Origin of the sequence: Clostridium amylolyticum (assembly GCF_900142075.1) — a bacterium.
Classification (GTDB): Bacteria; Bacillota; Clostridia; order Clostridiales; family Clostridiaceae; genus Clostridium_AA; species Clostridium_AA amylolyticum.
Map to the genome: position 1 here is coordinate 44643 of NZ_FQZO01000003.1, position 25015 is coordinate 69657.

Annotated in this window: 17 protein-coding genes; 12 read left to right on the top strand and 5 right to left on the bottom strand. The window is 31.4% G+C overall.

The annotated features are described in order from the left end of the window. Positions 1–34: 34 nt before the first annotated feature. The 9 genes from BUA82_RS07670 (at position 35) to BUA82_RS07705 (ending at position 14581) form a co-directional block, all read left to right on the top strand. Positions 35–7819: a GBS Bsp-like repeat-containing protein gene (locus BUA82_RS07670; protein WP_073006325.1), complete on the top strand. Its 7785-nt coding sequence runs from the start codon at positions 35–37 to the stop codon at positions 7817–7819. An 83-nt stretch (positions 7820–7902) separates the two neighbouring features. After that, positions 7903–8670 carry a tetratricopeptide repeat protein gene (locus BUA82_RS07675; protein ID WP_073006327.1) on the top strand — a complete coding sequence of 256 codons (768 nt, stop codon included), beginning with the start codon at positions 7903–7905 and terminating at the stop codon, positions 8668–8670. Positions 8671–9342: 672 nt separating this feature from the next. Beyond that, positions 9343–9486, top strand: a complete 144-nt coding sequence (locus BUA82_RS20665) for a hypothetical protein (protein ID WP_178140707.1) — start codon at positions 9343–9345, stop codon at positions 9484–9486. A gap of 7 nt (positions 9487–9493) precedes the next feature. Beyond that, positions 9494–10810 carry an RHS repeat-associated core domain-containing protein gene (locus tag BUA82_RS21280; protein WP_479723163.1) on the top strand — a complete coding sequence of 439 codons (1317 nt, stop codon included), beginning with the start codon at positions 9494–9496 and terminating at the stop codon, positions 10808–10810. Between the two features lie 26 nt (positions 10811–10836). Beyond that, positions 10837–11475, top strand: a complete 639-nt coding sequence (locus tag BUA82_RS07685; protein WP_073006332.1) for a hypothetical protein — start codon at positions 10837–10839, stop codon at positions 11473–11475. A gap of 509 nt (positions 11476–11984) precedes the next feature. Continuing rightward, positions 11985–12275 carry a hypothetical protein gene (locus BUA82_RS07690; RefSeq protein WP_073006335.1) on the top strand — a complete coding sequence of 97 codons (291 nt, stop codon included), beginning with the start codon at positions 11985–11987 and terminating at the stop codon, positions 12273–12275. A gap of 435 nt (positions 12276–12710) precedes the next feature. Further along, on the top strand, positions 12711–12983 hold the full coding sequence (locus BUA82_RS07695; RefSeq protein WP_073006337.1) for a hypothetical protein: 273 nt from the start codon (positions 12711–12713) through the stop codon (positions 12981–12983). Positions 12984–13651: 668 nt separating this feature from the next. Further along, complete coding sequence (locus BUA82_RS07700) at positions 13652–14230, top strand: hypothetical protein (RefSeq protein ID WP_073006338.1); 579 nt, start codon at positions 13652–13654, stop codon at positions 14228–14230. A gap of 12 nt (positions 14231–14242) precedes the next feature. Further along, positions 14243–14581 carry a DUF4259 domain-containing protein gene (locus BUA82_RS07705; RefSeq protein WP_073006340.1) on the top strand — a complete coding sequence of 113 codons (339 nt, stop codon included), beginning with the start codon at positions 14243–14245 and terminating at the stop codon, positions 14579–14581. A gap of 231 nt (positions 14582–14812) precedes the next feature. On the opposite strand, the gene BUA82_RS07710 is transcribed toward BUA82_RS07705, so the two are convergent. The 4 genes from BUA82_RS07710 to BUA82_RS07725 form a co-directional block, all read right to left on the bottom strand. Continuing rightward, a complete protein-coding gene (locus BUA82_RS07710) occupies positions 14813–16168 on the bottom strand; it encodes a PTS transporter subunit EIIC (RefSeq protein ID WP_073006343.1) in 1356 nt (451 codons plus the stop codon). Between the two features lie 206 nt (positions 16169–16374). Next, positions 16375–17205: a PRD domain-containing protein gene (locus tag BUA82_RS07715; protein ID WP_073006344.1), complete on the bottom strand. Its 831-nt coding sequence runs from the start codon at positions 17203–17205 to the stop codon at positions 16375–16377. 88 nt (positions 17206–17293) lie between these two features. Then, entirely contained in the window at positions 17294–18760 is a 1467-nt protein-coding gene (locus BUA82_RS07720) for a glycoside hydrolase family 32 protein (RefSeq protein WP_073006345.1), read from the bottom strand. A gap of 201 nt (positions 18761–18961) precedes the next feature. Next, positions 18962–19939 carry a carbohydrate kinase family protein gene (locus BUA82_RS07725; RefSeq protein WP_073006346.1) on the bottom strand — a complete coding sequence of 326 codons (978 nt, stop codon included), beginning with the start codon at positions 19937–19939 and terminating at the stop codon, positions 18962–18964. Between the two features lie 538 nt (positions 19940–20477). Between BUA82_RS07725 and BUA82_RS07730 the strand changes: the two genes are divergently transcribed. The 3 genes from BUA82_RS07730 (at position 20478) to BUA82_RS07740 (ending at position 24129) form a co-directional block, all read left to right on the top strand. Further along, the gene (locus BUA82_RS07730; protein WP_073006347.1) at positions 20478–20987 is read left to right on the top strand and encodes a DUF1003 domain-containing protein; all 510 of its coding nucleotides are present in this window, start codon (positions 20478–20480) and stop codon (positions 20985–20987) included. A gap of 159 nt (positions 20988–21146) precedes the next feature. Further along, complete coding sequence (locus BUA82_RS07735) at positions 21147–23588, top strand: SpoIID/LytB domain-containing protein (RefSeq protein ID WP_073006348.1); 2442 nt, start codon at positions 21147–21149, stop codon at positions 23586–23588. A gap of 271 nt (positions 23589–23859) precedes the next feature. Then, positions 23860–24129, top strand: coding sequence for a hypothetical protein (locus tag BUA82_RS07740; RefSeq protein ID WP_073006349.1), 270 nt, complete (start codon positions 23860–23862; stop codon positions 24127–24129). Positions 24130–24318: 189 nt separating this feature from the next. Here BUA82_RS07740 and trpA read toward each other — a convergent pair whose 3' ends face one another. Beyond that, positions 24319–25014, bottom strand: a complete 696-nt coding sequence (gene trpA / locus BUA82_RS07745) for a tryptophan synthase subunit alpha (RefSeq protein WP_073006350.1) — start codon at positions 25012–25014, stop codon at positions 24319–24321. Between the last annotated feature and the right edge of the window lies 1 nt (position 25015).

Consider the following 25015-nt stretch of genomic DNA (forward strand, 5'->3'; position numbering starts at 1 on the left):
TTAACAATTGAAAAATATTGTAAGAGGGAATAAAATGTCAAATGTTTTTAAAAAATTAAGTATTTTTATTGCTTCAGTTATATTTATTAATATTATACCCATAACAGCTAAGGCTACAGAAGGTTTATGGAAAGATGAGTATAAGTTAACAGAAGATAAAAACAATGAAGATATAACGGAAGGGTTAATACTTGGTGAGATAAATGAAAAACGTGAAGAGAATATAAAATATTTTATTAAGGATAATTTTACATATGAATTAGCAATTTATCCATATTCAGTGCATTATAACAAGGATGGTAAATGGGAAGAAATTGATAACACAATAGTTGAAGAATTGGATAAGGATAATAATAAGATATATAAAAACAGTAACAACTCCTTTAAGGCTGAGTTTTTATCCAATAATAAATCTAAAGAATTAGTCAGATTGAATAAAGATGGTTATGAATTATCTTGGAGCCTTGAGAATCAAGATAAAGTTAAGCCTTTAATTAAAGAAAAAGACTTGAAAAATTCAGAAAAAACCTTAGAAAAAGCTTCAGAAGAAAAACTTAAAAATGTAAAGAATTATAAAAGTATGTCAAAGAAAGAAAAGGAGAATCTTAAACAAAAAATTAATCACAATGAAAAGAAAAAGAATGCTGAAAAAGCTATTTCTGGAATAAGCTATGAGAACATTATTCCAAGTGTTGACATAAACTACAGACTTATAGGTGATAAGCTAAAGGAAGATATTATATTAAAAGAAAAAATAGAGGCGCCTTCTTTTAGTTTTAATTTTAAAGCAAAAAATCTAATACTTAAAAAGGAAAAAGATAATAGCTATTCCTTCTATGATAAAAAGAATCCATCAATAAAAATTTTTGCACTGCAAAAGCCTTTTATGTATGACTCAAACAATAATTATAGTGAAAATATAGAGTTTAAAGTTAAGGAATTTAAAGATGGATATAATATTACAATAATTCCAGATGAAAAATGGCTTAATGAAGATTCAAGAGTGTATCCTATAACGTTAGATCCTCCTATAGAAACCTCCGTTAAAAGATATGAAATTAAAGATACATTTGTTGCTTCTTTTGATACTGAGGATAAGCATAATAATCAATACTTAAGAATTGGAAATATGGGAAATGTAGGTATAACAAGAGCTTACTTAAAATTCACCTTACCTGAAATAAGCACCTCAGATATGGTTATTGACGGAACTATAAACTTACTTTCTAGTGGGGTAGGTTCTGGAACAGCTCAGATTAATGCTCATAAGGTAACAGGAAGTTGGAATATACCAGGATTGTTTTGGAATAACAAACCATCTTATAATCCTAAAGTTGAAGATTACACTATGGTGGACAATGGCGGTCAAAAGTGGTTCTCTTGGAATATTACTTCTATAGTTAAAGAATGGTATAGTACTGGAATTAATAATGGAATTATGTTTAAAGCTGAAAATGAGTCTTCAGGAAATGTAGCATTTTGGTCTGCAGATATTCATGATGACTTTGCAACTGCAAGACCAGCGGTTACTATTGTTTATGTAAATAATGCTGGCCTTGAAAATTATTGGACTTATCACTCTCAAGATATTGGGAGAGCTGGGACAAGCCATGTAAACGATTATACTGGAAACCTCTCTGTTATACATGAAGATTTAACTCTTACAGGAAATAGGATGCCATTAAGCATAAAGCACATTTTTAATCATAATGAAAGAAATATAAATATTGGATATGGGATAGGGTGGAGACTTAATCTATCTCAAAGAGTAGATTTGAAAAGCATTAATAATAATCAGTATTATCAATATGCAGATGAAGATGGAACCAAGCACTATTTCAAAGTATCTGGAACTCAACCCTACAAAGAAGAATTAGGATTAGAGCTTTATCTTTCAAAAAATTCGGATAATACCATAACCATTAAAGATAAAGAAAACAACAAAGTAAATTTTGATTTATCAGGCAAATTAGATTCTTTGGTAGATAAGAACGGAAATAAGCAACAACTAATTTATTCTGGAGAAAGGCTTATTAATGTTGTTGATGGTGCAGGGAGAAAGGCCGTATTAACCTATGACCCCGAAGGCAGATTAATAGAAATAAATGATGGGAGCTCTAAAATAAATTATCAGTACGAAGGTAATAAGCTTATATCTATCAAGTATGCTGATGGAAGTATATCTACTTATCATTATATTTTAGATAATAGAATAGATTGGATTTCCAATACTAGCGGATACAAAATAATGTATGAGTACTATGATTCACTTCCAAATAGGATAAAAAAAGTAAAAGAATTGGGAACTGATCAAAAAACTGTTGGTGAAGAAATAAGTTATTCATACGGATACAATACCACAATTTTTAAAGATTCTAAAGGGAAGAAAGAAACTTATCAATTTGATAATAGAGGAAAAACCGTTAGTATAAAAAATCCTGATGGCAGTGCTTTATACTATGGGTTTAATCAACCAGAAAATTCTACTAAACTAACTTTACAATCTAAGCTTCAAAAAAGTGTAATTAATATGTTGAAAAACCATAGTTTTGAGTCCTCTAGAGATTGGGAGATAGATGCACATGGTGGAGATGGCAAAGTAGAAGTTACTGATGAAGAAGCTTTTATGGGAAGTGGAGTAGTAAAAATTAACAAGATAGACAATAACGGCTATAAGTCTTTTCAACAAGGGGTAAGGTTAGAGAGAGGAAAGACATATACTTTTTCTACGTATGTTAAAACCTATAATATTACTTCTAAAAATAATGGAGGAGCTCATGTTATAGCGCATTATCAAAATTCAAGTGGAAGTTATATTCCATCTTCATATAATACCATCTTTGGTACAAATGATTGGCAAAGAGTATCTACTACTTTTACAGTTCCAATAGACGCTAAAGATAATCATGTGTTTTTAAGAGTGCAGCTTACAAGTGAAAGCGGAACAGCTTATTTTGATTGTGCTCAACTAGAGGAAGGAGATACTGCAAACAGATATAATATTATAGAAAATGGAGATTTAAATGGCACAGGTGCTTTACCCAGCTATTGGGGAGCTCATGGATTAGAAGATAATGATTCGCTAACTGTAATAAATGATCCAGAGCATCCATCAAATTTAAGCAATGAAGTTTTAAAAGTTACAGGTAAAAATGGTGTTGCAAAAAGACTGGGACAAAGTTTATATGTAAAGGTAAAAAAAGGGGATATATTTACACTGGGAGCATGGGGAAGAGGTGAACCGGTTCCAGATGGATTTTTCGGAGTTCAGTTAGCTTTTATTAGTTCTAAGGGTCCACATTGGGAAAGTGTGAGTTTTAATAATGATTCACTAGATTGGCAGTATATTTCACATATATTTAAAGCAGATGATGATTATGACAGAATAGATATATATTTAGACTACGCTGAAAATGCAAATACAGCAGCATTTGATGGAATTCAACTTTACAAAGAGGAGTTTGGGGAAAGCTATAGATATGATGCAAATGGAAATTTGATTTCTTCATCCAACTTAAATAAAACTAATAGTGAGTTTAAATATAACTCTTCAAATGATTTAGTAAAATCTATAGATCCAAAGGGGAATGAATTTAACTATAACGAATATGATGACAAGCATAATTTGAAAAAGGCTACATCAGCTGAAAATATAGTATATTCCTTTGAATATGATAGTTATGGTAACTCCAAAACTGCAAAGGTTGGGGACAGTAGTTTATTTATAAAATCTACTGCTACCTATACTGCTGATGGAAATTACATTAATTCTTTAACAGATAGTTCTGGAAATAAGATAAATTATAAGTATAATTCATCAAATGGTACCTTGGAAGAAGCTGTAGATGCTAAGGAGAAAAGCACTAAATATACCTATGATCCTTTAAAAAGGATAAAAACAGTTTCCAAAGAGATAACAGAAAAAAGTTTTAATAATGGTACTGAACAAGAGGTTAAAAAAACAATAACTAATAGTTATGATTATGATAAAGATATGATTAAAAAAGTAAATCATAACGGATATTATTACAATTTCAACTACGATATTTTTGGGAATGTTGAATCCGTAGCTGTTAATAATTCATTAACTCCACTTATAAGAAATAATTTCGACAACCAAAATGGAAACCTACTGAAATCTACTTATGGAAATGGGGATACGGTAATAAATGAGTATGATAGCTATGATAGACTTTCCATAAGAAAGTATAACAATAGCAGTACTTATAGATACTCTTATAATTCTAATGGATTAATTGGAAAGCTAGAGGACATTACTAATGGTTATAATGTAAACTATACCTATGATATTTCTGGTAGATTAGCACAAGTAATAGATTCAAGAGGACTAAATTCAAGTTTTAGATATGATCTTAATAGTAATATAAACAGTATAAATCATAAAGTAAATAATCAAGGATATATAACCGATTATACCTATGATAAAGATAATAGAATAACTGAAGTTAATTATAATAGAATGGGGAACAGCAAGGAAACAGAGTTGTTTCCATTGAATGGAACTGGAGTGGGAACCAGGGGAAGTAAACCCTTATTTGAAGATCCAAAAATTAATTTTAATTTTTGGGCAGATATAAAAAATGTAACTTCCGAAGGCTATGATGTAGAGGTTAATTTAATCCATGGAAGTATTCCCATTGACAAAATTTCAATTGCATCATGGACAGATTTAGGATGGCAGGATGATTTAAAATGGCACTATATAACCGATATTAGTGGTACAAAATATACTTACAGAGTTAAGAGATATGAGCATAAAAATGAATATGGTAAGTATAATAGTCATATTTATGTAAATGATAAAGCAGGAAATGTAATTGGTATTCCGTTAAGTACAGATTTATTTTCCTCTCCTTTATCTGCTGAGGCTTATGCAACTAATGTTGATGCAAATGGATATGACGTAATAGTTAAATTAAAATCTTCTCCTAATGCTATAACGAAAGTTCAATTTCCAACATGGACTGAAAATAATGGACAAGATGATTTAATTTGGTATGAAACCCCTGGTAATGGAACTGACTCATACTCTTTTAGAGTTAATAGAACTAACCATAAAGGAGAATATGGAAATTATACCACCCACATTTATATAACAGACTCAGCTAATAACGTAATAGCTATCCCGTTAAGCGGTATTACTATAAAATATTCAGAATTATCAGTAACAGCTAAGGTTATAAATTCTGATTGTAATGGTTATGATGTAGAAGCAACAGTTAATCCAGGGCAGTATGATGTTACTCAAATTGCTTTTCCCACATGGACGGACCATAATTGGCAAGATGATATAACAAATCCATGGCCAATTTTTAATTATAATGGAAGTAAAACTTACAGATATAGAGTAAATAGAAATCAACATAATAATGAGTATGGGTTGTATCATACCCATATTTATGTATGGGACTCATCTGGCAAGTCTGCTTTTGCAGCATTAACGAATAATGTAAATAGGACAGCTTTAAATGGTACAGCGAATATTGCAAATGTAACCTCCGAAGGGTTTGATGTTATAGCAAAGGTGACACAAGGAGACTTCCCAATAACAAAAGTAGAGTTCCCTACCTGGACAACAAGAAATGGCCAAGATGATATGGCTAAAACTTGGCCAAAATTAGATGCAAATTCTAAAAATGAATATGTATATCATGTTAATAGGAAAGACCATAATTTAGAGTTCGGTGAATATAATACTCATGTTTATGCTTTTGACAGTACAGGTAATGCTGTTGTAACACCGGTAAAAGTAATCTTAGACCCTTATCAAGAAGGTCTGAGAATGATAAAAGATGAAGGAAAAACGGTACTATCAGCAGAGGAAAATTCTAAAGCCTCTTATAAACTAGGAGTCAACAAATCATCTGGAACCATGGGGATTAGATTTAAAACAAAGATTCAAGGAATAGAAAGATATATTATATCTAATCAAGCTACTACAGGAGCTGGGATTAATCTTTATGTAGCGCAGGATAATAAATTAAAGGTTTCTGTACTAAATACTTCTGGAAAAGAAGTTGATGTAGTAAGCACTAATGAAACAATAGCTCCTAATACTTGGTACAATGCCGCTATGAGCTGGAAGTTATCTAATGGAGATTTAAATGTTTCTGTATATCTTAATGATAAGACATACACAGCGGTTACTAAGGATTTTATGGATTTTAACAACACACTTACATCCTTAGGCAGCAAGGTGACAGGCAAATTCTCCCTAAATGGAGTAATGGAGCAGTTTATAAATAGTTCAGAGGTTTTAAGCAGTAGTGAAATTATTAATAACGTTAATGGAACCTTTAATAGAAACTCATTAAAGTATTCTTACGATGCTATAAGCAGACTAACAAGTGAATCAATGAACACAGGAAAAACTAGCTTTATAACAAATTATAAGTACAAGGCTGGAATTGACGGTTCAAGCTCTACAATGATAAGCGCAATAAATAATAATGGGAAGGAGATACAGTATACCTACGATGCAAATGGCAATATAGAAACTATATTAGAAAATAATAAAAAGATAAAATATTATTATAATGAGCTTAACGAGCTTGTTAGAGAAGACAATGAAGTATTAAACAAAACTATAGTATATAGTTTTGATGATGGTGGAAACATAAAGAGCAAAAAAGAGTATTCTTATTCAACAGGTATACCAACCACGGAAACTTCAGTAAATTCATATACCTATGACTCAAATTGGAAGGACAAGCTAACAAGTTATAATGGAAAAGCTATAACCTATGATGAAATAGGTAATCCTAAAACTTATAATAATTATACTTATACATGGGAAAGAGGAAGAGCTCTTAAATCCATATCAGGAAATGGACTATCTGCCAGTTACAAATATAATGATGAAGGTATAAGGATAGAAAAGACTGTAAATAACGTAAACACTAAATACTATTTATCAGGAGATAAGGTAGTATTTGAAGATAATGGTACAGATAAGATATACTATACTTATGAAGCTGCTGGACAACTTGCCTCAATGAATCTCAATGGTGTAGAGTATTACTATATTAGAAATGCTCAGGGGGACGTTATAGGTTTATTCGATAAAAATGGAGTTACTGTTGCCTCGTATACCTATGATTCATGGGGAAAGCTTATTAGCATTAAAGATCAGAATGGTGTTAATGTAACTAATACTGTAACTCATGTTGGATATAAGAATCCTTATAGGTATAGAGGGTATAGGTATGATGTGGAGACTCAGATGTACTATCTACAAAGTAGATACTATAATCCTGAGTGGGGTAGGTTTATTAATGCTGATGCACTAATAGGAAACCCAGGTGAGTTGTTGTCACATAACTTGTTTGCATATTGTAAGGATAATCCAATAAATTATAGTGATTCTGATGGGTTTGCTAGGCAAAAAATAGTGGATGATGAAGGAAATGAAGCAAGCGGATGGGAGGATGAAGAACAATATGAGCAAGAGTATGAAGATAATGTAAAGCTAAAGCGACAATTTGGAAATAGCTATAGAAAGGAAAGAGAAGGTAGAGAAACTAAAAGTGCATTCGGAAATGATAGGTCTAAAAATGAAGCAGTAAGACGTGAACTGCATCGAGGAAAAGAAGGTGGAAGGAATGATGACAATAAAAGTTTTAAGGATTTAAAAAACAAAAACTTCTACAAGAGTGCTCCAAGCGTCAATATTAGTATGCCGTTAAAAGTTGGTGCTGGTGTTGGTGGAACATATATAGCATATCGAGTTGTAAGAATGTTACCATCTTTACTTCCTCCACTTTGGTGGACAATACCTGAGAATGCTGTAATACCATAAATGGGTTAATAAGATATTAAATTATTGATTACTAGATAGGTGTTGGTTTATGATAATAAAACTAGTGAGGAGTGATTAATGAATTGACTTTTAATAATTATTATGCGGATGCTGAAAATTATTATATGAGCGGAGAATATGAAAAAGCATTAGTTGCATTTGAAAAATCTTTAGAATTCGAAGAATCCTTTGATAGTTTAAACTATATTGGGTGTTGTTATTTAGAGTTAGAGGAAGTTAATTCAGCTATTAAGATATTTAATAATATTTTAGAAAAGTGCCATGATTGGGAAAGACCAATTTTCAACTTAGGAAGGGCATATTTAAAATTGGGCCAGTTTGAAAATGCACTAGAATGTTTTAAAGAAGCAGTTGCTGTAAATCATAATAGCGAAGATGCATTTTATTATTTAGGAATATATTATTATGAAGTAGGCGAATATCAAGAGGCTATAAAATGTTATATAAAATCATTGAATATAGATAATACACAATCAGAAACTCATCTTAATTTGGGAACGTGTTATATTGAACTAGATATGTATGTAAAGGCATTTAATGAGTTTGAACTTGCATATAAATATAATAATAATTGCAAATACGCTATTAAAAATATGGGATTAGTTTTAATTATATTGAAAAAATATGCTAAAGCATTAGAAAAGTTTCTTATGTACAATAATCTAGATGCTAATGATTCTAATAATATAATGAATATTGCACATTGTTACTATAAGATTAATGACTTAGATAATGCTTACAATTGGGTTAATAAGGTGATACTTATTGATTCAGAAAATAAGACGGCAAAAAAGCTGTTAAAAATAATTATTTCAAAAAAAGGGGAGTAAAAGGCTAATAACCACTAAAATAGAAACAATCTAAAATCAAGTAAAGTAATAGTATTTCATTTTCAAATTATAAACTTTAGTTAAAGCTATTGCTGAAAATTTAATAAGCTCAGTGCATAATAACTAATAAAAACATAAGTGTAATTAAGCATATAGAGTATGAGGTTTTAGAGAACAACAAGACTGCATATTTAAAATTCTGCAGTGATTATCAAATTGAAGCTAACATTTATTAGCCAACAGGTATTTGCAATACTTGTGGGCTTTTCTTTTCATAAGATGTTATCCCGCTAATGGTATTATATGGTAAAATTGAGAAAGAGAAAGAACATTAGCTTAGTATTTGGTAAGCGGTGGAACGGTTCTTTATTTTAGAACAATGAAGATTCAGTAGTATTGGAGGTTGAAAATCTAATAATTAATTTAGAGAGTAAATTGGAGAATTATTAAGATGTAAAGATAAAAAATTATAATATCTGTTTTGATAAAAACACATATTTATTATCAGACAAAATAACAATAGTCAATTAATCTATTACCGCCCTTGCCACAGCAAAGGCGGTTTTGCTTGTGCTCACAGCATGGGCGTATGCTTGTCGGTGAAAGTCCGATACGGGGGCTGATAGCCTCAACCGTTAGCCTAAGACAAGGATGTCCACCTCGAGGAGGAATTTGGAAGGGTTAAGAATGATAAAAGATGAAGGAAAAACGGTACTATCAGCAGAGAAAAATTCTAAAGCCTCTTATAAACTAGGAGTCAACAAATCATCCGGAACCATGGGGATTAGATTTAAAACAAAGATTCTTAGAAAATAATAAAAAGATAAAATATTATTATAATGAGCTTAACGAGCTTGTTAGAGAAGACAATGAAGTATTAAACAAAACTATAGTATATAGTTATGATGATGGTGGAAACATAAAGAGCAAAAAAGAGTATTCTTATTCAACAGGTATACCAACCACCGAAACTTCAGTAAATTCATATACCTATGACTCAAATTGGAAGGACAAGCTAACAATTTATAATGGAAAAGCAGTAACTTATGATGAAATAGGTAATCCTAAAACTTATAATAATTATACTTATACCTGGGAAAGAGGAAGAGCTCTTAAATCCATATCAGGAAATGGACTATCTACCAGTTACAAATATAATGATGAAGGTATAAGGATAGAAAAGACTGTAAATAACGTAAACACTAAATACTATTTATCAGGAGATAAGGTAGTATTTGAAGATAATGGTACAGATAAGATATACTATACTTATGAAGCTGCTGAAAGAATTGCTTCAATGAATCTAAATGGTATAGAGTATTACTATATTAGAAATGCTCAGGGGGACGTTATAGGTTTATTTGATAAAAATGGAGTTACTGTTGCGTCGTATACCTATGATTCATGGGGAAAGCTTATTAGCATTAAAGATCAGAATGGTGTTGATGTAACTAATACTGTAACTCATGTTGGATATAAGAATCCTTATAGGTATAGAGGATATAGGTATGATACTGAGACTGGGGTATATTATCTACAATCAAGGTACTATAATCCTGAGTGGGGTAGGTTTATTAATGCTGATGGATTAGTAGGAGAAACTGGTGATTTAATAGGGCATAATTTGTTTGCATATTGCAAGAATAATCCAGTTAATATGGAAGATGGAAATGGCTTTAAGGCAATGCCGGTTGCTTATATGGATGACTTTAAAATAGTAATAGTATTAATAGCTTCAGCTATCACGTTCTTATATGTACAGCAGCAAATAGTAAATACAACTATTAAAAATACAGCAAGATCTGTAACCAATAATATCAAAAATAAAACAAAGTCTGTTATAAGTAGAGCAAAAGCTGAGGTAAATACAAAGAGTAAAACAAAAACTAAGGAAAAAACAAAAGTTCAGAATAAAGAGGTACTTGAAGAACAAGGTGCTCTCGATAAACTAGGTAAAGAACTTGAATTTAAATTTAGAAAAAATGGTAAAAGGATAACTGAGGAAGAGGCTAATATTATTGACGATTGGTGTAAAGAATATGGAGTTCTTCAACACCACGGAACTGATTTAGGAAAGGATAACCACTGGGATTATGGAAATCACACACATATTAGGGGAAGGCATATACCATTTGAGTGAATTTATGTCTAAAAAGGAGAAATAAAATGAGTGATAGATATATAGGTAAACAAGATTTGTATAGTAATGGATTTGTAATAAAAAGAACTGATAGTAAGTGGGCCAAGAATTTTATTGAAAGTAATCATGGATATAGTTATAAAGGTATTGAAGGGGACACTTGGCCAATAAGTATGGATAGTGAAGAAATAGAGCTACAGGAGCGAAAGTACTTAAATGATTATGTATATCACCATATAGAAGAAATAGCATTTGATGAAAATTTTGTGGCTGTTTGCAATGACTTTAACTTCTTAAATAGATATTTAAAGGCATGCGAAAAGGCTGCATTTAAAGTATGTGTACTATTTTGCGAGACTGAGAAAAAGCAACCTAAATGTGAGAAAAAGATAAAGAGTAATGATAAATATAAATTTATTGGTTATGATTATGCTTATGCTGACCCAGATTATTACTCATGTATTTTTCATGATATCCCAAGAGTTAAGGAATTAAGTCAACAAAAACTAAATGAAAACGGGTTATTTGATACATTGGAGGAAGTTTGCCAGTTTATAGAAATTAGAGAGCGATTAAAGCAAATAAATCCAATCTCAAAATTTGAAATTGGAAATTTCACAATATATAAGCTATGGAAGTATATAGGGAATTTTCAGTTAGAATAAATCTTAAAAAAGAAAAGCCAATGATAACTATTTGGCTTTTCTTTTTTATTTTGGTGCGTCCAGCAAAGTTGAACCATGCTTACTGGTGAAAGCCCAGTCAAGGTAATTACTGTAGATTGTAATTTTGCTTGACGATCTACAAGTAACAACTTGCATCTCTTGATTACCTTACTAGCTAGTTTGTTTTAATTTGAAAATAATATTTCAAATTTCTCCGGAACAATAATTTTCTCTATGCCTATCTAAATTACAAAATATCTATCTGATTTGTATAAGCTTTTCTGCAACATAACAATTCAAATGGAAGCTGGTTTAAATATGACTATGATCAAGTGATTCTTAGCTTCAGATGGAGTTTGATTATAAGGAATACCAGCTCCAACTGAAGCTTAGAAGAACTTATCCAGGAGCTTAGCTCCCCTTATTCTATTACTTAAAGAAGTGGTGGGATTAGGGGCGCTAAGCTATCGGATAAAACCAGTAAAAAGGAAAACTTTATAGGTGGAAAATTGTATTCTACAGCCCTTGAGTTTGATAAGGATGGAAAAACTACAAAGGTAGTTCTTCCATCAGGAAAAGGGTTACAATACACTTGTGATACCCTTGGAAGAAACCTATCTAAAACTTTAAGCTTAGATAATAGCAAGAGTTTTATAGTAAGCTATGGCTACAAAGAAGGATATGCTGGTTCAGGAACAACTATGGTTTCATCTATTAAAAATGGCATTAGTGAAATAAAATATACCTATGTTTCCATGGAAAGAATAGAAACCATAAACAATGGCAAGACAATAAAATAATATTATGATAATTTAGGACAAGTTATAAGAGAAGACAATGGAGAACTCAATAAAACTATAGTATATACTTATGACAAGGCTGGAAATATTCTAAAGGTTACAGAGTATGATTTAACAAGTACTACCACATTAGGAACAGAAGTTAAAACTATAAACTATACCTATGGAGATAATAACTGGAAGGATAAGCTAACTTCATTCAATGGGAAAAGTATAACCTATGATTCCATAGGAAATCCACTAACTTATGATGGTTATACTTTCACATGGGAAGGTGGAAGAACTCTAAGCTCCATTAGTGGAAATGGTAAGACTATTAGTTATAAATACAATATCGATGGTATAAGAACAGAAAAGACAGTAAATGGAGTAAATTATAAATATACATTAGAAGGAAATAATGTAGTCTATGAAGAAGTAACCAATGGAAGTACAGTGGATAAACTAGTTTATAACTATGGAGATAGTGAACTTGTAGGATTTACTTTAAATGGTGCAGAATATTTCTATATTAGAAATGTCCAAGATGATATCATTGGAATACTAGATTCCAATGGAGTAGAGGTAGTAAAATATACCTATGACACTTGGGGCAAATTAATTAGTTTAAGCATTAGAGAAAAAAATAAAGGGGATTTTTTACACAAAGTCTTTCCTAAACTAGAATCTTATTTCCAGAAGAAAATTGAAATTATAGAGGTACATTAGGATGTATAACAAATTAGGTTAACTACATGGTTAGAGAGTAGTATGGATTAAAAGTTTGTGGATAAACAATAAAATAAAAAATTAAATTAAGACAATTTCCATTATTCACCTTATTAAATGAGATTAGTGAAGAGAAAAATATTATTTTAGACAGAACAAGAGTTATTTGGATAATAAGTGAAGATGAGCAGCATAGATATGTTATAGATTAAATCATTTAAAGAACGATATGAGGAACTTGCTAGTTTATCTGATTTTTTAACTGTGTTTTGAATACGCTTTCAAGCAACAGATTATGGTTGAATGCCAAAATAGCAAGGAAAGATCTTGGATACTATTTTAATGGATATACAAATAAACTAACTACTGAGGAAGATTTAAAAAAATTGTAATTTTTATGAATAATCAAAGAATTTATTATGAATTTTAAATGGCATTGGGAATTGGAGGTATAATAAATATAAGATAAGTTTTATGGAAATAACTCCTAATATGCAAATATCATTATAATAATAAAAATATAGTTGGATATAGCGAGTTTACAAGAGGTTATATTACTATTAAAGAAATATTATTGGAAATTAAAGCAATTGAAGAATTAAAACAAAGGTGTAATAAAATTATTTTATACGGAATAGACACTCAATAGATAATCATTAGGAGGGTTTATGTCAAAGAAAAGAAAAGTTAAAATTGGTGATGTATTCAAATTTGTTATAACAGAAGAGATAATGCGGGATTTGGAGGTACAACCAGAAGATGTTATTGAAAGATTATATAAGATATATAATACCCTAGAAAATAAAATTGGCTACGGAATTGTAGTTAATGAAGATGATACTTTTATATTAGTTCAATTAAAGAGGGTAGATGTTGATGAACCTTCTATTATGGAAATAGAGAAAAGCAAATCATTATGTGTTTTATGGACTTGGGGTGAGGTACTCTTTGAGAAGGAATATGAAGTTATAGGACATGTAGAAGTTGAGCCTATAGAAATAGAACATTACTGGTTTGTTAGAGGCAGGGATTACAAAAAATTTCATGATGGTATGGAGGTAGAAATATTAATTCAAACTTTAAAAGATGATGTGATGCAAAGAAAAACAATAGGAAGCACATATGATGTAAATATTATAAGAACTATGGAAAAAGATAGACATACTAATACTCATGTTACTTTAATGATGGAATACCTTAATACTTATAATAGAGATGAAAATGATATTCAAAGCTTAAAATTTTAAGGAGGAGAGACCATGGGAATCTGGGGAATAGATATTTTTGAAGACGATTTAGCATTAGACATAAAAGATATGTTTGAGGAATTAGTTGAAAGTGGAGAAAGCATAGAAAGTGCGGTATCTATAGTTTTAGAAGACTTCGAGGAATCTTTAGAGGACTTTGATGAAGGAGCAACGGTAGTTCTAGCTTTGTGCGAATTAGCTGCAGAAAAAGGAAATATTACTGAAGATCTAAAAAGTGAACTAAGTAGACTTTCTAGTAATAATGAATATTGGAATTATTTAAGAGAAGAAAGCGAAGCGTTATATGAAGCTAGGAGAGGACTATTAAATAAATTAATTAAAAGAATTTAATATGGAATGGAGTTAATTTGTTAGGAACAAATAAACCTTTATTAAAACTTTAATATAATGTCTAATAAATAATGGAGCAAGGAAAATTTATATTTAAATTTTCACATTGCTCCATTTTTATCATAGGATAATATTTAAATCATTTTAAATTCATATTGTTAAATCTTAAGTATATTCATTATTCAGTATCCTTACTTGGATCTTCTGGCCTTTTCCTTAAATTTAAATAAGTTACTTCATTATACTTAATTCTTCTACCTGAGTATTTTCATCAAAGCCCATAATATAGGTTCCTATGAAGGCTCCAGCAAAAGCTATTATGAATCCTATGATATATCTCAATACAAACCCCTTTTGAATTATAGCTATCAATGGTATGGAAGAAAGACCTAAGCTAATGCTTACAACCTTTGAGGCTGCTATGAAGGCTCCACCTAAGGCAGATCCTATGGCTGCAGCTATAAATGGTTTTCCTAGTGGAATGTTACAGCCAAACATAACTGGTTCTGTAATTCCCATAAGAGCTACAGGAATTGAGTTAGCTGCTATACTCTTAATTTTTGGATTTTTGGCTTTGAAGTATACTGCAAGAGCTGCACCAGCTTGTCCCACATCCGCCATGGCCAGTATTGGAAGAAGAGGATTTACACCGGTTTTATTTAGAAGATCTACATATAGTGGTGTCAGTCCTTGGTGCAGACCTGTGGTTACCACAGTGGAGAAGGTACCACCTAAGAATAATCCCGTTAATATGCCTCCTTTATTAATGGCAAAGGTAACTAAATTAGCAAAACCATTAGATAGAGCTGTGCCTATAGGCTGAAGGATATAAATAGCCACAAAGCCTGTTATTACCATAGTTAAAAGAGGAACTAAAATTAATCTAAACACTTGAGGGATAATTTTTCTAATTTTGTTTTCTACGAAGCTCATAAACCAAATGGCGAGAAGTACTGCAAATATACCACCTGCACCTTTCTGTATGGATAGGTTTAATCCAAATAGGTTTACGGATTTGATGTTTACTAAGTCTGGATGCATTAATATACCAGCTATGGCAGCTCCAAGTACAGGTGTACCTCCAAATTCTTTTGCTGCGGTGAAACCAACTAAAATATATAGGAATACAAAGGCTGAGCTGGAGAATATGCCTAATAATTGAGATATTTGATTAGTGTCGCTTACTACTCCAAATTGCTGCAGCAGATAGTTTACCCCCATAAGCATTCCGCCGCCTACTAAAGCTGGGATTAAAGGAACAAATATATTTGAAAGTCTCTTCATAACTCCTTTAACACCTTTTGGATACTTTTTGTTTTGGGAGGAATCTGAAGATAGGTTGCCTGTTATCTGTATTATTTCGTCGTATACTTCATTTACTAAGCCTACTCCTAATATTATTTGAAATTGCTCATTTCTCATAAGTGCAGTAACTACCTTATCTAGTTTTTTAATTTCTTCAGCATTGGCTTTATTGTCATCCTTGAGGGTAATACGCAATCTAGTGGCACAGTGAGTAATTGCTTGGATATTTTCTTTACCACCTATATTTTCTAGTATTTCTTTAGCTAATTCCTTAGAACTCATGTTATAACCTCCTATTAATAATAAAATATTTTTTAGTATAAGATTTTTATGAAAATGGAAATAAAAAAGACCAAAAATATAAAGAGATTCCTTTATATCCTTGGTCTTGCCTGCTTTACCAGTAACAATCCAACATGTTAAATTATTATATAAATAATAACATTTTTTGAATACGTTGTCAATAAAAAATTATATTTTGGTAGTTATTATTTTTTGTTAGTAATTCTTTGTATATGAAGGGCTATATAGGAAAGCTCTGTTTCTCCAAATTCTATTTCATAGGATTGCTTTAAAAAGTTTTTAATTTTAAGTGCGCAAACATAGGCCTCTTTATATTTTAATTTAATTATGGAAATTAGTTCCTGGTCTAAATCATCATATTCATTGCCATCTTCTTTGCGTTGAAGAGCAAAGCGTAAATGAGTTACCAGTCTTTCATAAGAAAGGGTGTTATCTTCTATGGTTACATTCATTTCCCCTTGAACTATGTCTACCAAATCTCTTATAATTAGAGCTATATCTGTAGACTCTTCCAGAGTTGAGTTAGAATAGGCTGTATGGATATGGATGGCTATATAACCTGCCTCATCCACAGGGAGATCCACATTTAATTCTTTTTTTATCATATTAATAGCCCAAATTCCTATTTCAAAGTCTTCCTTATATAACATTTTTATTTCGTTTAATAGCTTGTTTCTAATTTTGATACCTGATTTAGCTCGGTCTATGGCAAAGGAAATATGATCTGTAAGCACTACATAAATATGCTTATTTAGTGGCTTATTAATTGTATCTTCTGCATGACTTATTATTCTTTCACTTATTTTAATGTGTTCTATAGGTATAGTTTCTAATATTTTTTTATAAGCCTCATATTCACCCTTTGTCTGAGGCTCAAAAATTTTCTCTATTTTACTTTCAGGAATTAAATCATAAACTTTTTTTTGAAATCCTATGCCTGCTCCAGTAACAATCTTTTCTTTGCCTTGGTCATCTACTAATACAGCATTGTTATTAAATATTTTTTTAATTCTCAATAGTGATCACCTACTAAAGTACATTTTTTAATCTGCTAATTTAATCTTATAGAATTTGGTGTCTTCGTTAAAAGGATAATTTATTAAATCATATGTTCCACTTTTTAATGCTTTTAATTCTTGTTATTCCGTTGCAGCTGTAGAGTTTAATATCTTTGCTGGATACATCAGGATAAATTCTCTGAGTAAACACTTCTTCACCATGATTTATAAAAATCTCTAGAGAAGAGTTATCAGAGAAAATCTGAATTTTAAAAACATCGCTGTTTAACTTACACTTTCTAACGCCTTTTAAACCTTGTCCGCTATTATTTCTATCTACTAAAATTGTCTTACTTGGCAGATTAAAAGAGATTAAGGTATATTCATCACCATTTTCAGAGCATCTCATTTTTATGCCAAAGTCCTCAGCGGATATTCCCTCTAGGAGAATTTCTAGATCAAATTTTATCCCTTCTATACCTTCCAAAGATATTTCTTCATTTTCTATGATGATGTTTTCATAAGCTATTTCATCTTTTCTTAAGGCTTTTAACTCATCCACAGGTATCTGATGTATTTTGCCATTTACTAGTTTTAGCTCTCTGGGAAGGGTTAGACAATGAACCCAATGATATTTTTCACTAGGGTGTTCTTCCCCGGGCATACCCATCCATGACATCAATAGTATTCTGTTTTTATCATCCACCGTAATTTGAGGGGCATAAAAATCAAAGCCTCTGTCTAATTCTATAAATCCATTATGGTCTAGAAAGCCGGTTTTATAATTTAATTTTCCCACCATATAACCGCATTGATATAAGTTGTTGTACAACATACCTTCAGGCTCAAGGCCTTGAGGACAGGCTATTAACACATCTTTATCGTCTATGTTGAATAGGTTAGGGCATTCCCACATGTATCCAAAGTTCCCTAGTACTCCGATATTTGAGCCAGCTACTTCTCCTATCATTGTCCAATTTTTAAGGTCAGGAGACTTGTATAATATAATCTTACCTTGTTTATCTATGCTCTGAGCTCCGATAACCATATAGCAAAGATTATCTTTCTTCCAAAGTTTAGGGTCTCGAAAGTGCGGTGTGTAGCCCTGGGGTTGATGAGAGATTACAGGGTTATTAGGATATTTAGTAAATTCAATTCCATTAGTACTTTCTGCTAAACATTGATAAGTTTCTCTATTTCCTTTTTCGTCCTTTACGTTACCGGTGTACATTAAAGTAAGTTTTCCTTCATTATCTATAGCAGAGCCGGAGTAACATCCATGGGTTTCATACCAGTTAGCAGGGGAGAGGGCTAAAGGCATGGACTGCCAGTTAGTTAAATCTTTGCTTTTAACATGACCCCAAAATACGGTTTTCTCCTCAGGATAAAAGGGATTAAACTGGTAAAATATATGATATTCTCCATTGAATTGTATGAAGCCATTGGGATCATTTAAAAATCCTACAGGAGGCTGTATGTGATACTCCTGCCTAAAGATATCCTGATTTACCAAGTCTTCATAATCCTTTATTCTTTTATAAGCTTTATTTAAGAGCTGACGCTCCATGTTCATTATAATCACATCCAATAAAGTAGTATTTTTTTATAAGTGTGGGACAGGCTGACATTTTTACAAGTAAATATTTTATCCCATAGCTAATGGCTCCTAATACTCCCACTTCTTCAAGTGGTGGTAATGAGCGCTAAGCTCCTGGATAAGTTCTTCTAAGCTTCAGATGGAGGAGTATTCCTTTTAAGCAAACCTCACCTGAAACTAAGAAGCACTTGATTCATCACTACCAATGTTTATAACCTCATCCAAGGTAGGAAGTGCTGCAATAGCCCCTAATTTGGTGCATACTATAGCTCCCACGGTATTGGCGAAAGCGATAATATCTTTTAATGCTTCAAAATTATCTATAATATTTTTAGGATTATCCATAGATAAAAGTTTATAAAGTACAGCACCCACAAAAGCATCCCCAGCGCCAGTGGAATCAATGGAGGTTACCTTAATGCTAGGTACTTTTTCTATATCATTACCATTAGAAATAAGAGTTCCATCTTTCCCCAAAGTTACAGCTACTACTTTTGCTCCCAGCTCATGAAAAATCTTTATGGCTTTACTTAAATCTTCTTCTTCAGAAATTAATTTTATCTCTTCATCACTTACCTTAACAAAATCACTATAGCCTAGGCAGCTTTTAGAAATTTCTCTAAAGTCATCTTCTTTCCCTTTCCATAAATCCACCCTATAATTAGGATCAAAGCTTATGAAAATATTGTTATCCTTAGCAGATTTCATAGCTTTTATATAACATTCCTTAGAAGTACCACCAAGGAGAGCAGTGGCAGATCCAAAATGAATAATTTTAGCATTAAGCATCTCTTCCTTATTCAGTTCTTCATAGCTAAACTCCTCATCTGCTCCTCGGTTAAATATAAAATCTCTTTCTCCGTTAGATTGTAAGGAAACAAAAGCCAAAGTGGTTTTATACCTTGGATCTAATATCAGCATTGATGCATCCACCCCGGATTCTTCCAAGGTGTTTTTTAAAAATTCTCCAAAAACGTCAGCACCCACCTTACCAGCAAACTGCGCCTCACCACCTAACTTTGAAATAGCTGCAGCAACATTAGCTGGAGCCCCACCAGCTTTCTTGATGAAGTTAACCCCCTGCCTTAAGTCCACATCAAAGTCTGAACATATAAAGTCTATTAATAATTCTCCAATACAAAGTACCTTATCCATTTTATCCTCCCTCCGATTTTTAAAAGGTTTCTTTTAAACTTGAGCTTCTCTTTTCACAAATTACTTTAAACTGCTTTTTCCTCCTAATAATCATAAAGACCTAAAAAGACGGCTCAAGCTATTAACTTTGCTTACCATCCTCTTAGGTCTTGCCTGCATCACCAGTAACAATCCAGCTATTTTAATTTTTATAATATTATATCTTTATAATATTATATTAATGTCTTAAATATTACATGTCAAGGGAATTAAGGAGGTAAATACCAATAAAAGGAATCGCCCCTGGGGTGCATCCATTTTATGGATGCACCCCAGGGGCGGTTACATAAAATGGTATGTTAATAATATTATTAGAATTTGTCTAGTTAAGTGGATAATATATCATGTTATAATTATACTATCAAAGAAATATTAATTAGATTTCAGTGGAAATAACTAAAGAATTTAAATATATTATATATTTTTTTGCATATAGAAGATTTAATATTGATAACTAGAGAAAAATTGAAATTAAACATAAAATGTGAGGTGTTTTATAATGGATGAAAAGTATGATAAGGAAAAGATAGTTAAAATGATTTTGGAAAATAAGGATAGTATAGAAGATATAGATGAAGATATTATACATGATCTTATCAGTGGAAAAGTGTCTAAGGACATAAATCAAATTCATCAGAAAAAGCTAACTTTAGGTGATAGGGCTTCAGATAAAATATCAGATTTTGTAGGGAGCTGGCCTTTTATACTAATTGGATTAGGTCTTATTGCTTTATGGATTATCTTAAATATAGTTGGATACTTCGTACATTTTGATCCATATCCATTTATTCTTTTAAATCTTTTTTTGTCCTGCCTAGCAGGGATACAAGCACCTATAATTATGATGGCACAAAACAGACAAGAAGAAAAAGATAGATTAAGAGCCAAAAATGATTATAAAGTTAATTTGAAATCAGAAATTATAGTACAAGATTTACACAATAAAGTAGATGAAATTATGAGAAACCAAGAAGAGATATTAAGAGAGCTTAGAGAGTTAAAAAAATAAATTATTGTGTATCATTTACCTGAAAACACTGTATCGTATAACTTTTATTTGATACAGTACTTTTATTTGTATTGTTTTCCATATGTTAAAATAATTGGCATGCTTCTTGCTTGTGATATATAGTGTATCAATTACAAAACATAGAGAGGTGGGTCAAACTTGAAAATTATAAAAAGAGCGTTACTTTTATTACTTGCATTAATGGTGATCTTTCCTGTAAATTTAGCTTTAGCCAAGGATAATAATGGGGAAGTGCTAAAAGCTTTTTCAAAGGAAAAGATAATGGCAAAGGACACTGCTAATAAGACCATAGATTTAGAGTATAAAGGGATTGTATCATTATCAGAGAACTATTCAGTTTACAAATATAAAGAGGGTAAATTTATAAAGAGTTCCTTAAGTGAGGTGCTGGTTGGGACTGAAAATGTAACGGTTTACTATAATGAAGGGGGACAAGCTGATTTAATATTCATTGATGGGGAAACACCTACTAAGAATATGAGGGTAGGGATAATGAATTCAGGCTTTGTATCTTTAGAGCATGACGTTATAGATTTTCAGAGTGCAGATGGATATGTTATACAGGATAAAAAAGCTGGTACAAAGTACGAAGTTGTACCTAATACCAGTGCCAAGCTTATAGTAGATAATAATCAATTAAAGGTAACTATAAGTGGGGCAGAAGTATTTAGAAGCTCTAATAGACTATATATATTGCCAAAAACTACTACCAATGAATCTTCTAAGATTAAGATAGATACTTTTAAAAGAGCCTATGGAAACCCTTCTTATAGAGGATTTTTTGAGATTACATTATCAAAAACTCCAGGGAAAATAAACATTATTAATGAAGTGGATATGGAAGATTATTTACTCCAGGTGGTTCCTAGTGAAATGCCAGCAAGCTTTGGAGCTGAAGCTTTAAAAGCTCAAGCAGTAGCAGCTAGAACCTATGCTATGGGAGATTACTTAAGCAATAGATATGCTTCTAAGGGATTCTTTGTAGATGATAGTACATTAAGTCAGGTATATAATAACTCAGCTGAAAATGCTGATACTACTGCTGCAGTAAAGAATACTAGCGGTAAGATAATGATGAGCAATGGTGCTTTGGTAGATGCTAGGTATTACTCTACCTCTGGAGGTTTTGGGGCAGCTAAGCATGAAGTCTGGTCAGATCCAGGTAGTACAAGCTTCCCGGGCACTCCACTACCTTATCTTATAGCTCAAAGCTTTACTTATGATCCAAAAGATCCTAGTAATAAAACTATGCTTAAGTTAAATACTCAAGATGAAGCTGCTATTAATGCCTTTTATAAGGATTTATCTTATTTAGGATATGACTCTACTTCCGCTTATTTTAGATGGAAGGTATCATTAACAAAAGAGCAAATACAAAATACCATTAATAAGAATATTTTAATAAGGTATGCCGCAGAACCAGATTTTATATTGACTAAAGACAGCAATGGAAAGTTTGTAAACAAGCAGATACCTGCAGATGGCATAGGAACTTTTAAAAACATGTATGTGGCTAAAAGAGGTTCTGGTGGAAATATCATGGAGTTAATTGTAGAAGGCAGTAATGGTACATTTAAAATAATAAAAGAATTTAATATTAGATTTACCATAAGACCTAATAAAGTGGATACAGGCGCTTCAACAGATATAATAGCTCAAAGAGCAAAAGGCGGCTCTAAAGATTATGACCCAGGATTTAATTTAAAAAATCCAAGCATATTATATTCTGCATTTTTTACCTTTGATTTTGAAAAAGATTCTAATAATGAAATTACTAACGTGATTTTCTACGGAGGTGGAAATGGACATGGGGCAGGTATGAGTCAATACGGTGCATCTGCTTTAGGTGCAAATGGATGGACCTTTGACAAAATACTAACTGCTTATTATGCAAATATGAACTTTGTAGATTTGAATAAAACTATGGTTAAGCAAACATCACCTTTAAACATGATGATAAACTATGGAAAAGATATAAAAGATAAGGCTGAAGAGGGAATCAAAGCAGGGAACCATAGGATAGGCTCTAAAGGTATACTGCAAAAAGAAATAGATAAGGCTGTAGCTGTAAGCAGCAATTCTAATTCTAGTGAGGAAGAAATAAGACAAGCTGTTTTATCTCTGAGAAATTCCATAGAAGTATTTAATGCATCCATAGTTAGTGAAGAAGAAGCGGCACAATTAGGGAAAGAGAAACAAGCAATAGATGCTATTCAGGCCCTTCCACAGCTTGATAAGCTTACTTTAGATCATGAAGAAGCAGTAAATAAAGCAAGAGAACTAGTAACTGCTGCAAATAATGACTCTGCCATAACAAATTTACCTAAGCTAGTGGCTTTAGAATCTAGAATAAAAGAACTAAAAAATCCATCCATTCCTAAGGATGATGATGATAAAACAGAGGAGCCTAAGGATAATGGCAATGGTGATAGTGAGGTAAAAGACACAGAGAATAATCTTCCTAAAACCGGAAGCTACTTGGATATCTCAACTTTATTATTAATTGGCATCTTGATGTTGTCAGCTGGAATAAAGTATTCAGGATTTCTAAAGAAAACTGAATCTCACAAAAAAATATAGATAATATTCCAATAAATGTTACTACCCCAGGGGTGCATCCTTTTTTTTGTAAGCACCCCTGGGGTGGTGACATTTTATGTAATCACTCTAGGAGTAGTTACATAAGATGGCATATAACTTCTATTTTATGGAAAATATCTTATAATGTTTTATATTAGTTAAAATTAATTATAAAAAATATAGTAAAAGTTAAAAATTTAAGAGGAATTATATGTTTTTTATAGAAATATATTATATGCATAGGAATATATAATGGCATAGGAGGCTTAATATGGAAACAAATAATGTTCAAGTTCAGTCACAACAGAATGAAAGTGTAATAACCATGGGAGATTGGGTGGTTACTTTATTATTAACTTTTATTCCTATAGTTAATATTATTATGCTCTGCATTTGGGCTTTTGGAAGTGATACTCCCTTAAGCAAGAAAAACTTTGCTAAAGCTCAATTGATATTTTTAGCAATAGGTATTGTATTATCAATTTTATTAGGTGGTTCAATTGTAGCACTTATTATGGCGGCTTCAGCCGGTGGTTATTAATAATAAATAAAGTACCATTAATAACAGGAATTTTAATATGTTTTTTATTATTTAATAATTCTGTATTGTGATTTACAATTTAAAAGGATAGCCTATTTTTAGAGGCTATCCTTTTTTGAGCTATATTTTACTTAGTGGATTATATATTAAGTGGGTTTAATTAAGTGCCATTAAGTATTCTTTTGTATATTATAGTGCAGATTTTATATCCATTATATATTGTTCAAGTAAATTATAATCTTTATGTCCCATTAGTTTCATAAAGTTTGAACCTATTATTACGCCATCAGCACTGTTATCTATAATGGATTTTGTGTGTTCCTTGGTGCTTATGCCAAAGCCGATTAACACATCTAGGTCAGAATATTTTCTTATTCTTTTCATGGTTTTTTTGTATTCATCAGGAAGGCTGTTAAAGCTGCCGGTTTTTCCTCTTCCACTCATGGCATAAGCAAATATCATATTATTCTTTAACTTTAATTGCAGTTCTTCTTCGTTAAGATCTTCATTATATAATTGTATAGGATTCACATTGTTTGTATTTTCCACAAATTCGTCTACACATAACAATCCATCATAATAGTCTGAGTTATTTAGAAGGTCATATTTTATTAGCCCTTCTTTATAGGTCATGAGAATAAGCTTAAAATTCTTGTACTTACTCTTTATTTCATGAAGGGTGTCATAGAATTCCTTATTGTCTAGTCCCATATCCAACACTTGCTTATGACTGTCTTTAATTATTTGTCCATCCATGTAGGGGTTGGTAACTGGTACCCCCAATTCTAAGTAATCTACTTTGCATTTTTCTAAAACATCTAAGGTTTTAAAAAATTCTTCTTTATTAGGATAATTTATAGTTACGTATATGGCTAATTTCTTCATA

Bases quoted from the DNA above. Each gene is read 5' to 3' on its own strand.
- BUA82_RS07740 (WP_073006349.1), top strand. From the start codon at position 23,860: ATGGAAACAAATAATGTTCAAGTTCAGTCACAACAGAATGAAAGTGTA.
- BUA82_RS07670 (WP_073006325.1), top strand. From the start codon at position 35: ATGTCAAATGTTTTTAAAAAATTAAGTATTTTTATTGCTTCAGTTATA.
- BUA82_RS07700 (WP_073006338.1), top strand. From the start codon at position 13,652: ATGTCAAAGAAAAGAAAAGTTAAAATTGGTGATGTATTCAAATTTGTT.
- BUA82_RS07725 (WP_073006346.1), bottom strand. From the start codon at position 19,939: ATGGATAAGGTACTTTGTATTGGAGAATTATTAATAGACTTTATATGT.
- BUA82_RS07730 (WP_073006347.1), top strand. From the start codon at position 20,478: ATGGATGAAAAGTATGATAAGGAAAAGATAGTTAAAATGATTTTGGAA.
- trpA (WP_073006350.1), bottom strand. From the start codon at position 25,014: ATGAAGAAATTAGCCATATACGTAACTATAAATTATCCTAATAAAGAA.
- BUA82_RS07685 (WP_073006332.1), top strand. From the start codon at position 10,837: ATGAGTGATAGATATATAGGTAAACAAGATTTGTATAGTAATGGATTT.
- BUA82_RS07705 (WP_073006340.1), top strand. From the start codon at position 14,243: ATGGGAATCTGGGGAATAGATATTTTTGAAGACGATTTAGCATTAGAC.
- BUA82_RS07720 (WP_073006345.1), bottom strand. From the start codon at position 18,760: ATGAACATGGAGCGTCAGCTCTTAAATAAAGCTTATAAAAGAATAAAG.
- BUA82_RS07710 (WP_073006343.1), bottom strand. From the start codon at position 16,168: ATGAGTTCTAAGGAATTAGCTAAAGAAATACTAGAAAATATAGGTGGT.